7 protein-coding genes and 1 tRNA gene are annotated in these 14,322 nt (G+C 68.1%); 5 read left to right on the top strand and 3 right to left on the bottom strand.

The genetic code is table 11. From position 1 onward, the window contains the following. The first annotated feature begins 20 nt into the window (after positions 1-20). Together rph and rdgB are read left to right on the top strand one after the other, a co-directional pair. Positions 21-749: a ribonuclease PH gene (gene rph, locus Q4G50_RS03335; protein WP_303376226.1), complete on the top strand. Its 729-nt coding sequence runs from the start codon at positions 21-23 to the stop codon at positions 747-749. A 1-nt stretch (position 750) separates the two neighbouring features. Then, a complete protein-coding gene (gene rdgB, locus Q4G50_RS03340; protein WP_303376227.1) occupies positions 751-1,365 on the top strand; it encodes an RdgB/HAM1 family non-canonical purine NTP pyrophosphatase in 615 nt (204 codons plus the stop codon). Here the strand turns inward: rdgB and Q4G50_RS03345 are convergent. Then, positions 1,340-2,836 (bottom strand): HNH endonuclease signature motif containing protein, encoded by a 1,497-nt coding sequence (locus Q4G50_RS03345; RefSeq protein WP_303376228.1) that lies wholly within the window; start codon positions 2,834-2,836, stop codon positions 1,340-1,342. The genes rdgB and Q4G50_RS03345 overlap by 26 nt on opposite strands. Positions 2,837-2,992: 156 nt before the next feature. On the opposite strand from Q4G50_RS03345, the gene purU reads away from it, so the two are divergent. Continuing rightward, positions 2,993-3,910 (top strand): formyltetrahydrofolate deformylase, encoded by a 918-nt coding sequence (gene purU, locus Q4G50_RS03350; protein WP_303376229.1) that lies wholly within the window; start codon positions 2,993-2,995, stop codon positions 3,908-3,910. 2 nt (positions 3,911-3,912) lie between these two features. On the opposite strand, the gene Q4G50_RS03355 is transcribed toward purU, so the two are convergent. Both Q4G50_RS03355 and Q4G50_RS03360 read right to left on the bottom strand, forming a co-directional pair. Beyond that, a complete protein-coding gene (locus tag Q4G50_RS03355; RefSeq protein WP_303376230.1) occupies positions 3,913-4,266 on the bottom strand; it encodes a DUF3817 domain-containing protein in 354 nt (117 codons plus the stop codon). Beyond that, a complete protein-coding gene (locus Q4G50_RS03360) occupies positions 4,263-4,694 on the bottom strand; it encodes a hypothetical protein (protein ID WP_303376231.1) in 432 nt (143 codons plus the stop codon). The genes Q4G50_RS03355 and Q4G50_RS03360 overlap by 4 nt, the downstream gene beginning before the upstream one ends. Positions 4,695-4,773: 79 nt before the next feature. On the opposite strand from Q4G50_RS03360, the gene Q4G50_RS03365 reads away from it, so the two are divergent. After that, positions 4,774-4,855, top strand: a tRNA-Leu gene (locus Q4G50_RS03365). 374 nt (positions 4,856-5,229) lie between these two features. Next, positions 5,230-14,307 (top strand): type I polyketide synthase, encoded by a 9,078-nt coding sequence (locus Q4G50_RS03370; protein WP_303376232.1) that lies wholly within the window; start codon positions 5,230-5,232, stop codon positions 14,305-14,307. The last annotated feature ends 15 nt before the right edge of the window (positions 14,308-14,322 follow it).

The raw sequence follows: 14,322 nt of genomic DNA on the forward strand, positions 1-14,322 counted from the left end.
CACCCCGGTAGCCTGGGACCATGACTGATTTCCAGCGCGCCGACGGCCGCGACCTCGACCAGCTCCGCACCATCCGCATCACCCGCGGTTTCACCTCCAACCCGGCCGGGTCCGTGCTCATCGAGTACGGCAACACCCGTGTCATGTGCACCGCCAGCGTCGAGCTCGGCGTGCCGCGCTTCAAGCGCGATTCCGGCGAGGGCTGGCTCACAGCCGAGTACTCCATGCTGCCCGCCGCCACCCACGAGCGCATGCGACGCGAGTCCATGGCCGGCAAGGTCAAGGGCCGCACCCACGAGATCTCCCGCCTGGTCGGCCGCGCCCTGCGCGCCGCCGTGGATCTGAGCCAGCTCGGTGAGAACACCATCAACATCGACTGCGATGTGCTCCAGGCCGACGGTGGCACCCGGACCGCCTCCATCACCGGCGCCTATGTCGCACTCGCCGACGCCATTGCGGTGCTCAAGGAGCAGGGCGTGGTCCCCGGCGAGCCGCTGCTGCCGCCCGTCGCCGCCGTCTCCGTCGGCCTGGTCGACGGCCACGTCTGCCTTGATCTTCCCTACGAGGAGGATTCGCGCGCGGAGGTCGACCTCAACGTCGTCATGACCGAAGGCGGACACTTCGTCGAGGTGCAGGGCACCGGCGAGCACGGTGATTTCTCCCGCACCCAGCTCGACGCCATGCTCGACTCGGCGGAGAAGGGCTGCCGCGAGCTGATCGCCGCCCAGCGCAGCGCACTGGGTATCTGACATGCGCCTGCTCGTCGCCTCCAACAACGCCAAGAAGCTCGCCGAGCTGGAGCGCATCCTGAGCACGGCTGGCGTGGACGGGGTGGAGGTCATCCCACTGCGTGACGTCGACCCTTATGAGGAACCCGTCGAGGACGGTCGTACCTTCGCTGATAACGCGCTGATCAAGGCCCGCGCCGGGGCCCGGGAAACCGGCCTGGTGTGCATCGCCGATGATTCCGGCCTGGCGGTGGAGGAGCTCAACGGCATGCCGGGAGTGCTCTCGGCCCGGTGGTCGGGTGCCCACGGCGATGATGAGGCGAATAACCGGCTGCTCCTGGGGCAGATGTCCCATGTGCCGGAAGCCCGCCGCGCCTGCGCCTTCGTCTCAGTCTGCGCGCTGGTCACCCCGGATGGTGCCGAGCATGTCGCGGAGGGCCGCTGGGAGGGCACGCTGCTGCGCGAGCCGGTAGGGGAGAACGGTTTCGGCTACGACCCCCTCTTCCAGCCCGCCGATGGCATCGCGGCCGGGCGCTCCTCCGCGCAGTTGAGCCCGGAGGAGAAGAACTCCCTGTCCCATCGCGGGAAGGCGCTGGCCCAGTTGGTCGAGGTTATCCGGGAGCTGGCGGCTCGCTGACGCCAGCCCCGGCTGGCCTGCGTCTGCGGATTTTCGCCCCGGCGGACTGTGAGTGGAAGGCGGATTCGTTGAACTCCATCGGGCGACCGTCGGGAGGTACCCAACCGGTTTGGCCGGTGGTGGGATCTTTGTCCATGTGGCCGAGACCGAAGGCGCCGTCGCGTTCATCCCGGTTGGCGGGGTGGTGCGTGGGGCACAGGATGGTCAGGTGCTCGATGTCGGTCCGTCCCCCTTTCGCCCAAGCCGTGATGTGGTGGATGTGACTCTGCGCGAGCCCCGTCTGGCAGGGGCCTCGCGTGCAGCACAGTTCCTGGGCGAATAGCGCCAGCCGCTGCATGACGCTGGCCGAGCGGACCGTCCGCCCCAGGTTGAGAACCTGGCCGTTGGTGTCGTGCAGAACCCCGAGGTCATAGGCCGCGGCCCCGAGCCGGAGAATGTCGGCCGTGCTGAGCATGTCCCCGGTGTTGCTGGGGAAGCGGTCGGTGGGGGAGAGGCTATTCAGTTCCTCGGCGGTCATGGAGACCACGATGGAGCCGATGCCCTGGCGCCGGGCAGTGCCGGGGCCGGTGGTGAGGTAGTGGCGGATGATTTCCGCGAGCTGGTCGGCCATGCGGGCGGAGATTTCCCGTTTGTCCTCCTCCACCGGCACGTCGGTGTTGGTGCCCTTGGCGCGCCCCGGGGCCAACGCCGCTTTGAGCGCCGCCAGTTCGGCTCCGGCCAGATACATCGAGATCCGGGCGCCACCGTCGGCGTCCTGTGGGCCGATGACGATCTTGCGTTTGCGGTGCGCGGCCCACGGGTCGGGTTTGCCGTTAGGCATGCGGCCCAGCTTGTTCGATTGGCGGATGCGCTCCCGCAGCCACACACGCAGATCCTCGAGGCTGCGGCGCTTGGCTTCGGCGAGCGCCTCGGCCAAAAGTTCCTCGCGGCTCAGGGCGGCGTGCTTGTTGAGGTGTTCAAGTTCGCGCTGAATCATCCGCTGTTTCTCCGCGGTGGCCGCCGCGTCCTGTGCTTCCTTTCGCGCCCGCTCCTGCGCCTCGGCCGCCCGGCGGCGGCGCTCCTCCTCAGCCTGGCGGATGCGGGCTGTTTCTGCTTCCCGGGTGCGGCGCTGCTCCTCGCTCTCATCCGGTTCGGGAACGGGGTCCGGCAGGGGATCTGGTTCCGGCGGGTGGAAGAGTCGGTGGCCGCGGTCCAGGCGGGAGCGTGCCTCCGCCTTGGACAATCCCAGTTTGCGGGTGAGGTATTCGGAGGCGTGGACGGCGCCGACGAGTCGGCCGGCGTCTGCCTGTTCGGCTGCGTAGGCGAAAGCGGCGTCGGCGAAGCTCTTGAGTTCGGAGACCTTCTCCAGGCGGGCGAACTCCTCATGGACTGCGTCGAAGTCAAGGGACGTGGGATGCGCCACGGCGGCCGCCAGTTCGGTCAGTGCCGCCTGGATCTGGTCAACCAGAGCTGTCAACGATGGTCGTGTCATGTCCCTCACCCCCTCTGCGAGTCGATTACATGTTCGAGAATAGGCCAAGGCGCGAACATGTCAACCCCCAAGCCTCAAACAAACGTTCGACTACCCCCGTTTATAGTGAGACCCCACCGCGTGAGCGACCCCGCGCAGTGGGCTACTATCCGAGAAATGACCCCGCAGAACATCAATGATCCCCGCAACCGTCCGAGTGGTGCGACCGCTGAGCGTCAGTTCGTGCTCACCCTGGGTTGTCCTGATACCACCGGTATCGTCGCCAAGCTCTCGACTTTCCTGGCTGAGCAGGGCGGATGGATTACTGAGGCCGCCTATTTCACGGACCCGGAGAACAATTGGTTCTTCACCCGGCAGGCCATTCGCGCCGATTCGGTGGACATGGGCATCGACGAGCTGCGGGAGAAGTTCGCCCCCGTCGCCGCGGAGTTCGGCCCCGAGGCGCAGTGGCGGCTGTGGGACACCGCGCAGCTGAAGAAGGCGGTCATCCTCGTCTCGCGCGAGGGGCATTGCCTGCATGACCTGCTGGGACGTGTCGCGGAGAATGATTATCCCATGGAGGTCGTCGCGGTCGTCGGCAACCATGACAACCTCTCCTACATCGCCGACAATCATGGCGTGCCGTTTTATCACGTGCCGTTCCCGAAGGACGCCGTCGGTAAGCGGAAGGCTTTTGAGGAGGTCGGGGAGATCGTCAACTCCTACGAGCCGGACGCCATCGTCATGGCCCGTTTCATGCAGATCCTGCCCCCGGATTTCTGTGAGATGTGGGAGGGCCGTGTCCTCAACATCCACCACAGCTTCCTGCCGTCATTCATGGGTGCCCGCCCGTATCACCAGGCGCATAAGCGGGGCGTGAAGCTCATCGGCGCGACCTGCCACTTCGCCACCCCGGACCTGGATGATGGGCCGATCATTGAGCAGGATGTCATCCGGGTCACCCACAAGGACACTCCGGCGGAGATGCAGCGCCTGGGTCGAGATGCCGAGAAGTCGGTGCTGGCCCGCGGTCTGCGCTACCACCTGGAGGATCGGGTCCTCGTCTACGGTAACCGCACCGTCGTTTTCGACTAGCGCTAGGAGAGCTGGAACTCTTCCTTGACTTCGCGGCGTCGATTAGCTTCGACGAAGAAGGAGAGGAAGGGTACGACGCCGGCGAGCGCGGTGGTCAGCCACTTCAGTGGCTGCCAGCGGGCCTTGAGGCCCAGGTTCAGCACCGCCAGGACATAAGCCATGTAGACCCAGCCGTGGGCGATCGCGATGATGGTCGCCCAGTCGGGGATGTCCACCTTGAGGATGTACTCCAGGATCATGCGGATGACCAGGATCACCAGGAAAACGCCGGTGATCCAGGCGGTCACCGAGAAGATCTGGAGCGCGGTGGAGACGCGCTTCTGGCGTTCGGGGTGGATCGTCTGGGTGGCAGTCATGGGGTGGGGTCTCCAGGTTGGTCGGTGGTTGCTTCTCGACGCCGCCTTCGCGGATCATTCAGCTCGTTATATGTGTCGACGTCCAGGGTCGGACGGGAGGGCAGGAAGTCCTCATCGATCGCGGTGACGTGGTCGTTCTTCCGGGCGGGGGCCTCGTAAAGGAACTCGGGGTCGTCGGTGGCGTTCTCGGCGTCGATCATGTCGTTCTCGTACTCGAGGAACTTCCGGTACGCGTAGACGAAGAAGGCGCCGAAGAGGGGCCACTGGAAGGCGTAGCCCAAGTTCTGGAACGTGCCGGAGCCGGATTGGAAGCGCGTCCATTGCCACCACGCCAGAGCGATGGTGCAGGCCACTGCCACAGCCAGGAAGATCACGTGGGTGACGCGGACCTTCTTGCGCTGCCGGAGGGGTCTGTTGTTCTCGCTCACGGAATAACACCCTACCCCCTATCCATCGAAAGGTGGAGTTCGGGGCGGGGTGGTCGGCAGTGTAATATCTCCCAGGTAGGCGCCCGTGGCGGAATTGGCAGACGCGCTGGATTTAGGTTCCAGTGTCTTCGGATGTGTGGGTTCAAGTCCCACCGGGCGCACCGTGTGAAGGTGCAATGGCAGTGCGAACTGTCATTGCACCTTTCGCGTTCCCCACCGCCCACCCCCTGTGTGATAATCCTCCCTCCATTGCAGGCAAGTGGCAGCAATCACATCCTGAGCCCCCTGGCGGGCGCCCCCCGGGCCTGGCACCTGCCCAGCACCCGGGTGGTTTTGGCCCCGAACCGACGCCACCGAAACCTACTGGTTCGTAGCTGCCGGGGGGTGGGCGTCGATAAGCAATCGGCGCGACACTCGCCACAAAGATGACGCTTTCCTCAGGTTTTTGTGGCATATTTGGCTATCAAAACTTGTGGGCACTTTGGTGCCCCCAGTTTCGTCATGCACAAAGTAGGAAACACAGGAGCGAGTCCACGTGACCGAGTACAGCACTTCCTTCGGGACGGATCGACTGATCAACCGCTTCGACCGCGAGCCTTTTGCCCTGGCCTTCTCCGGCCAGGGGTTCGACTGGTTGAAGACCCTGCGCGCGGCAATTGCCGCCGGTGTCGGCACCGCCGTCACCTCCCTGGTCGACGGCGCCGCCGCCAAGCTCGCGCCTGTCGCAGATGAGCTGGCCGGTACCCGTCCCCACGGCTTCGATCCGATCGCCTGGGCCCGCGCCGAGGAGAACCCGGCCTTCGACACCGCCCAGGCCGCCCTCAGCGTCCCCGGCATCTTCGCCGCCCAGCTGGCCGTGCTGGAGTCCCTCGACCGTCAGGGCCTCGAGCTGGAGAAGGCCGTCACCTCCGTCGGCCACTCCCAGGGCAAGCTGGGCACCCTCCTGCTGGAGGGGCAGGCCGAGTCGGATGATCTGCTGGCCATCGCCCAGCTCATCGGTGCCGCGATGACCCGCACCGCGCGCATTACCGGCCTGCTCAAGCAGGGTGAGGCATCCCCGATGGTCTCGGTCATGGGGATTACCCGTGAGCAGCTGCAGCAGGCCATCGATCACGCCTGCGCAGAGGTCCCGGAGGAGCTGCGCCCGGCCATCGGCCTGCGTAACACCCGCGACACCTATGTCATGGTCGGCCGCCCGCAGGATCTGCAGGCGGTGGAGGAGCTGCTGGGCAAGTTCGCCAAGCGTGACGCCAAGGCCATCGAGAACAAGGAGCGCGGCGGCGAGCCCTTCAACCCGCGTTTCAACCCGCTGCCCATCCAGATCGCCTTCCACCACCCGGCGATGCAGGCCGCGGTCGAGCAGACCGTCGCCTGGGCCGAGAAGTCCGGCCTGGACACCGCCATCGCCCGCGAGGCCGCGCAGCTGGTGCTGACCACCCCGGTCGATTTCCCCGCTGAGCTGGACTCCGCCATCGACGCCGGTGCCCGCTGGATCCTCGAGGTCGGCCCGGAGGGCGGCATGTCCCCGCTCACCCGCCGCATTATCGCCGGCCGTGGCGTCGGCCTGCTCACCGTGTCCGACACCGAAGGCCAGGCGGAGCTTTTCGACGCCGGCCTCGCCCCCTCCCTACCCCGCGACTGGTCCGAGTTCGCCCCGCGCCTAGAAAGCCGCAACGGTCAGATCCGCCTGGTGACCAAGTTTACCGAGGTCACGGGCTACACCCCGATGACCCTGCCGGGCATGACCCCCACCACCGTGGACCCGAAGATCGTCGCCGCGGCCGCCAACGCCGGCCACTGGGCCGAGCTGGCCGGTGGCGGCCAGGTCACCGAGGACGTCCTCCACGAGCACCTTGAGCAGCTGCAGGACATGCTGGAGCCGGGTGTCAACGCCCAGTTCAACTCCATGTTCCTCAACCCTTACCTGTGGCGCATGCAGGTCGAGGGCAAGCGCCTTGTGCCGCGCGCCCGCGCCAACGGCGCCCCCATCGACGGCATCATCATCACCGCCGGCATGCCGCCGCACGACGAGGCCGTCGCCCTCGTGCGCGAGCTGCGCGCGGCGAATTTCCCGTGGGTGGTGTTCAAGCCGGGTGCGGTGAAGAACATCCGCCAGGTGCTCAAGATCGCCGACGATGTCGAGGACACCCCGATCATCATCCAGGTCGAGGGCGGTAAGGCCGGTGGCCACCACTCCTGGGAGGATCTGGATGAGCTGCTCATCGCCACTTACGCCGAGATCCGCGAGCGTGACAATGTCATCCTCGTGGTGGGCGGTGGCATCGGCACCCCGGAGCGGGCCGCCGAGTACATCACCGGTTCCTGGTCGCGCAAGTACGACCTGCCGGCCATGCCGACCGATGGCATCCTCATCGGTACCGCCGCGATGGCCACCCTCGAGTCGACTGCTTCCGAGGCCGTCAAGCAGGCGCTTGTCGACGCCCCCGGCACCGACGAGTGGGCCGGTGCCGGACGCGAGGCCGGCGGTGTCGCCTCCGGTCGCTCCCAGCTGGGCGCCGATCTCTACGAGATTGAGAACTCCTTCGCCAAGGCCGGCCGCCTCCTCGATGAGGTCGCCGGTGACGATGCGGCTGCGATCGCCCGCCGCGAGGAGATCATCGCGGCCATCGATAAGACCTGTAAGCCCTACTTCGGCGACGTCGAGGCCATGACCTACGCCCAGTGGCTGAACCGCTACCTCGAGGTGTCCGGCCCTTACCAGGGCGAGTGGACCGATGTGTCCTGGTTCAACCGCTTCGTCGACATGGTCGAGCGCGCCGAGGCCCGCCTCGGCGACCTGGACCACGGCCAGTTCGAGGCACAGATTGAGGTGGACGCGGATAACCCGCAGCGGGCCGTCGATAAGCTCGTGGAGGCCTACCCCTTCGCCGAGCGCGACCTGCTCCACCCGGCCGACCGCTCCTGGTTCAACAAGCTGCTGCTCAACCCGGGTAAGCCCGCCAACTTCGTCCCCGTCATCGACGGTGACGTGCGCCGCTGGTGGCGTTCCGACTCCCTGTGGCAGGCCCACGACGAGCGCTACAGTGCCGACGAGGTCTGCATCATCCCGGGCACCGCCGCCGTCGCCGGCATTACCCGCGCCAACGAGCCGGTCGCCGAACTGCTCGGCCGCTTCAACCAGGCCTCCATTGACGTGCTTATCGACGCCGGCGAGCAGCCCGTCGAGGTCACCGACTCCATCGTGGAGCGCGTCCTCACCGCCCCGGGCACTTACTGGGCCGGCCGCCAGCAGGCCTCCTACATCGAGCGCCTCGGCGACACCGAGCAGTGGACCCTGGCAGAGGATCGCTCCTCCGCCACCCACGCCACCACCGGCGCGCGCCTGGTGGCCGAGGATGCCGAGCACGCCGTGCTCACCGTCCCGCTGGCCGGCTCCACTGCTGCGGGCACCACCACGGACCTCACCATCCGATTCACCGTCCCGGCTGATGCCCCGCTGTCTGCCAACCCGCAGGTCACCGCGGAGGACGCCGAGGCCGCCATGGCCGAGCTCACCCGCGTGGCCGCCGGCGGCGAGCTCGCCGAGGTCTCCGCCACCGGTGCTGCCCAGTGGACCACCACCCTCGACGCCTCCCACCTCGCCGACTACGACAACGTCACCGCCGGCTACCTGCCGAATGAGCTGGCCGCCCACGGCACTGCCCCGGATGTCCTCGTGGGCCGCGCCTGGCCGGCGGTGTTCGCCGCCGTCCGCTCCGCGGTCGTCCCGGGCACCGACTCGGCCTCCGTGGTGGAGGGCATGCTCTCGCTCGTCCACCTCGAGCACCACCTGACCATGCTGCGCGAGCTGCCCTCGGTCGCGGAAGGCGCCGCCCAGCTGCACGTCACCGCCACCGCCGACGAGGTCTCCGACACCGACATGGGTCGCCTCGTCGTCGTCCGTGCGCAGATCAGCGCCGACGGTGAGCCGCTGGCCAAGTTGTCTGAGCGTTTCGCCATCCGCGGCCGAAACGGCAAGATGACCGCCCGCACCAACACCTCGGCGTTGCCGTCTGTCGTGGACACCCCGCGTTCCTTCCGCGCCTACGCGCGTGTCGTGGCCCCGGAGTCCATGCACCCCTTCGCCGTCGTCTCCGGCGACCGCAACCCGATCCACGTCTCCGACACCGCCGCCGGCCTGGCCGGCCTGCCGGGTGTCATCGTCCACGGCATGTGGACCTCCGCCATCGGCGAGCTCGTCGCCGGTGCCGGCTACCAGGATGATTCCGCCACCACCGCCCCGGGCCGCGTCGTGGAGTACACCGCCACCATGCTCGCCCCGGTCCTGCCGGGCGAGACGATTGAGTTCACGGTGGAGCGCGCGGGCGTCGATAACCGCCCCGGACACGGGGAAGTGCGCGCCGTCACCGCGACTGTGAACGGCAACATGGTGCTCACCGCCACCGCCGTCATGGCCGCCCCGACCACCTTCTACGGCTTCCCGGGCCAGGGCATCCAGTCCCAGGGCATGGGCATGGATTCCCGTGCCTCCTCCGCCGCTGCACGCGAGACCTGGGACCGCGCCGACAAGCACACCCGCGGCAAGCTCGGCTTCTCTGTCCTGGAGATCGTCAAGAACAACCCGACCGAGGTCGTCGTCGGAGGCGAGCGCTTCCACCACCCGGACGGCGTGCTCTTCCTCACCCAGTTCACCCAGGTCGCCATGGCCACCCTGGGTTGCGCCCAGATCGCCGAGATGCGCGAGGCCGAGGCGCTTAACCAGCGCGCCTACTTCGCCGGCCACTCCGTCGGTGAGTACAACGCCCTGGCCGCTTACTCCGGCGTCCTCTCGCTGGAGTCCGTCGTGGAGATCGTCTACCGCCGCGGCCTGACCATGCACCGCCTAGTCGAGCGCGATGCGGAGGGCAACTCCAACTACGGCCTGGCCGCCCTGCGTCCGAACAAGATGCGCCTGACCGCGGACAACGTCTTCGGTTACGTGCAGGAAATGTCGGAGAAGACCGGCGAGTTCCTGGAGATCGTCAACTACAACATCGCCGGCGTCCAGTACGCCGTCGCCGGTACCCGCGCCGGTCTCGCCGCTCTCAAGGCGGACGCCGAGGAGAAGGCACCGGGCCAGCGCGCGTTCATCATGATCCCGGGCATCGACGTGCCCTTCCACTCCAGCCACCTGCGCGACGGGGTGGGCGATTTCCGTGAGCACCTCGACTCGCTCATCCCGCAGGAGATCAACCTCGATATCCTGGTCAACCGCTACATCCCGAACCTGGTGGCCCGTCCCTTCGAGCTGACCCGCGAGTTCGTCGAGTCCATCACCGAGGTCGTCGCCTCGCCGTACATCGACGAGATCCTCGCCGATTTCGACGCGGCCGCCGCCAACCCGGTCAAGCTCGGCCGCACCCTGCTCATTGAGCTGCTGGCCTGGCAGTTCGCCTCCCCGGTCCGGTGGATCGAGACGCAGGACCTCATCCTGCGTGACCTGGGCATCGAGCGTTTCGTCGAGGTCGGTGTCGGTTCCGCCCCGACCCTGGCCAACATGCTCGGCCAGACCCTGCGCCTGCCGCAGTACGCTGGCAGCCCGATCGAGGTCCTCAACGTCGAGCGCGATCGCCCGGTCGTCTTCGCCACCGACGAGATCGTCCGCGAGGTCGCCGCCGACGTCGTCCCGGAGGCCGAGGAGCCGGCTGAGAAGAAGTCCACCGCCGCCCCGGCCCCGGTCACCGCCAACGCCCCGACCGGTGACACCGTCCCGGCCACCAACCCGGCCCCCGTGGCCGCCGCCGGTGCCGGCACCCCGGATGACATCGAGTTCACCCCCTCGGATGCCACCGAGATGCTCATCGCCATCTGGACCAAGGTGCGCCCCGATCAGATGGGTGCCACCGACTCCATTGAGACCCTCGTCGAGGGTGTATCCTCGCGCCGTAACCAGCTGCTGCTGGACCTCGGCGTGGAGTTCGGCCTCGGCGCCATCGACGGTGCCGCCGACGCCGAGCTGGCGGCGCTCAAGCAGACCGTGACCAAGATGGCCAAGGGCTACAAGGCCTTCGGCCCGGTGCTCGGTGACTCCGCCGCCGACGCCCTGCGTCGCATCACCGGCCCGACCGGCAAGAAGCCTGGCTACATCGCCGAGCGCGTCACCGGCACCTGGCAGCTCGGATCCGGCTGGGCCGACCATGTCGTCGCCGAGGTCGTCATCGGCGCCCGCGAGGGTGCCTCCCTGCGCGGTGGCGATCTGGCCACCCTCACCCCGGCCACCCCGTCCAGTGCTTCCGACCTGGATGCGCTCATCGACGCCGCCGTCCAGGCCGTCGCCGCCCGCCGCGGCGTCGCCGTCGGTCTGCCGTCCGCCGGTGGCGGAGCAGGTGGAGTCGTCGACTCCGCAGCACTCGGTGAGTTCGCCGAGCAGGTCACCGGCAAGGAAGGCGTGCTGGCGGAGACCGCCCGCACCATCCTGAGCCAGCTGGGCATCTCCGAGGTGGAGTCCCACAACCTTGAGGACGAGGGTGACGAGTACGCCGCCCTCTTCGACCTGGTTTCCCGCGAGCTCGGTTCCGATTGGCCGCGCCAGGTCGCCCCGAGCTTTGACGCCAACAAGGCCGTGCTTCTCGACGACCGCTGGGCCTCCGCCCGCGAGGACCTCACCCGCATCGCCCTGGGCGAGCTGGATGCCGCGCACGTGGATGTCACCGGTGCCGGCGAGAACGTCGCCAAGCAGGCCGAGTTCCTGGGCCTGAGTGAGCTGGCCGCCCAGGCGCGTAACACCCATGCCCTGGCCTACTCCGAGGACGTTGCCGTGGTCACCGGCGCCTCCCCCAACTCGATCGCCGCCGGCGTCGTCGCCGAGCTGCTGGCCGGTGGGGCCACCGTCGTGGTCACCACCTCCAGCCTGTCCCACTCCCGCCTGACGTACTACAAGAACCTGTACGCCACGTCCGCCCGCGGCACCGCCGCCCTGTGGGTCGTGCCCGCCAACCTGAGCTCCTACACGGACCTCGACGGCGTCATCGAGTGGATCGGCAACGAGCAGACCGCCACGGTCAATGGTCAGAAGAAGGTCCTTAAGAAGGCCCTCATCCCGACCCTGCTGTTCCCCTTCGCCGCCCCGCGCGTCATGGGTTCGCTGGCCGACGCCGGCCCCGCCGCCGAGTCCCAGATGCGCCTGCTGCTGTGGGCCGTCGAGCGCCTCATCGCGGGCCTGTCCGAGATCGGCACCGACACCCACGTGGGCAAGCGTCTCCACGTCGTGCTCCCGGGTTCCCCGAACCGCGGCCGCTTCGGTGGCGACGGCGCCTACGGCGAGTCCAAGGCCTCCCTGGACGCCCTGGTCACCCGCTGGCACGCCGAGCCGGTGTGGGGCGATCGCACCAGCCTCGTCCACGCCTTCATCGGCTGGGTCCGCGGCACCGGACTCATGGGCGGCAACGACCCGCTCGTCGAGACCATCGAGGCCAAGGGTGTGAAGACCTTCTCCAACGAGGAGATGGCGCAGCTGCTCGTCTCCCAGATCACCGACGACGTTCGCGCCGAGGCCGCCCAGACCCCGGTCATCGTCGACTACACCGGTGGACTCGGCGAGTCCGACGTCAACATCTCCCAGCTCGCTGCGGAAGCGGCGGCTGAGGCGGCGGACGTCGATAAGCAGGAGGTGGAGGAACCCCGCACCCTCACCGCCCTGCCGACCCCGTACCGCCGCTTCGAGTGGACCGCCCCCGACTTCAGTGGTGTGACCACCAAGCTGGAGGACATGATCGTCATCGTCGGCGCCGGCGAGGTGGGCCCCTACGGCTCCGCCCGCACGCGTTTCGACGCCGAGCTCACCGGCGACCTCACCGCCGCCGGCGTCATCGAGCTCGCCTGGACCATGGGCCTGATCCGTTGGGATGGCGGCGCCTGGTACGACGCCGACGACCAGGAACTCGCCGAGGAGGAGATCTACGAACGTTTCCACGACGAGGTGCTGGGCAAGGTCGGTGTCCGCCGCTACCACGACGACTTCTTCATGGTCGACAACCTCGCACCCGAGCTGACCACCGTCTACCTGGACAAGGACCTCTCCTTCTCCGTCGCCTCCAAGGAGGAGGCCAAGACCTTCGTTGACACCGAGCCGGACCACACCTCCGCCTACTTCGACGAGGAGGCAGGGGAGTGGACCGTCGTCCGCCACGCCGGCTCCGCGGTCCGTGTCCCGCGCCGCACCACCATGTCGCGCTTTGTCGGCGGCCAGATCCCGGAGGGCTTCGACCCCTCCGTGTACGGCATCCCCGCCGACATGATCGACAACCTCGACCGCCTCGCACTGTGGAACCTCGTCTGCACCATCGACGCGTTCCTCGCCTCCGGCTTCACCCCGGCGGAACTGCTGCGTGAGGTCCACCCGGCCCGCGTGTCCTCCACCCAGGGCACCGGCATGGGTGGTGTCGAATCCATGCGCTCCCTCTACATCGACGGCCTGCTCGCCGAGCCGCGCGCGAACGACATCCTGCAGGAGGCCCTGCCCAACGTCGTCGCCGCGCACGTCATGCAGTCCTACGTCGGTGGCTACGGCCAGATGATCCACCCGGTCGCCGCCTGCGCCACCGCGGCTGTCTCCGTCGAGGAGGGTTACGACAAGATCGCCCTGGGCAAGGCCGACTTCGTCGTCGCCGGCGGCCTGGATGACCTCTCCATTGAGGGCATCACCGGCTTCGGTGACATGGCGGCCACCGCCGACTCCACCGAGATGGAGAACAAGGGCATCGAGCACCGCTACTTCTCCCGTGCCAACGACCGTCGCCGCGGTGGCTTCATCGAGTCCGAGGGTGGCGGCACCGTGCTGCTGGCCCGTGGTACCGTCGCCGCCGACCTCGGCCTGCCGGTCCTGGGTGTCGTCGCCTTCGCCGAGTCCTTCGCCGACGGCGCGCACACCTCCATCCCGGCTCCGGGCCTTGGTGCCCTGGGTGCCGCCCGCGGTGGCGCGGACTCGCGTCTGGCGCAGCAGCTGGCTGCCGTGGGTGTGTCCGCGGATGATGTCGCCATCATCTCCAAGCACGACACCTCCACCAACGCCAACGACCCGAACGAGTCCGACCTGCACGAGCGCATCGCCGCCTCCATCGGGCGTGCTGACGGCAACCCGCTGTACGTCATCTCCCAGAAGACGCTCACCGGCCACGCCAAGGGCGGTGCCGCCGCCTTCCAGATGATCGGCCTGACCCAGGTCCTGCGCTCCGGCATCGTCCCGGCGAACATGTCCCTGGACACCGTCGACCCGGTTCTCGCCCAGCACCAGCACCTCGTGTGGCTGCGCCGCCCGCTTAACCTGACGGCGAAGGCCCCGAAGGCCGGCCTGGTCACCTCCCTCGGCTTCGGCCACGTGTCCGCCCTGGTCGCCATCGTCCACCCGGGTGCCTTCCTCGAGGCCCTGCGTAACGAGCGCGGCCAGGACGCCGCTGCCTCCTGGGCCGCCACCGCGACCGCCCGCGAGGAGAACGGCCTGCGCCGCATCGTCGACGCGATGTACGGCGGCGAGGCTCTCTACGAGCGCCCGGCCGACCGCAACCTCGGCGGCACCGGCGACGCCGTCAAGCCCCGCGAGGCCGCGATCCTCCTGGATCACGACGCCCGCCTCATCGACGGTGTCCTGCGCACCGGCGAGGAGATCCGCTCCTAGCGGACAACGCTGAAG

The sequence above is a fragment of the Corynebacterium sp. genome (assembly GCF_030538285.1).
Taxonomy (GTDB): Bacteria; Actinomycetota; Actinomycetes; order Mycobacteriales; family Mycobacteriaceae; genus Corynebacterium.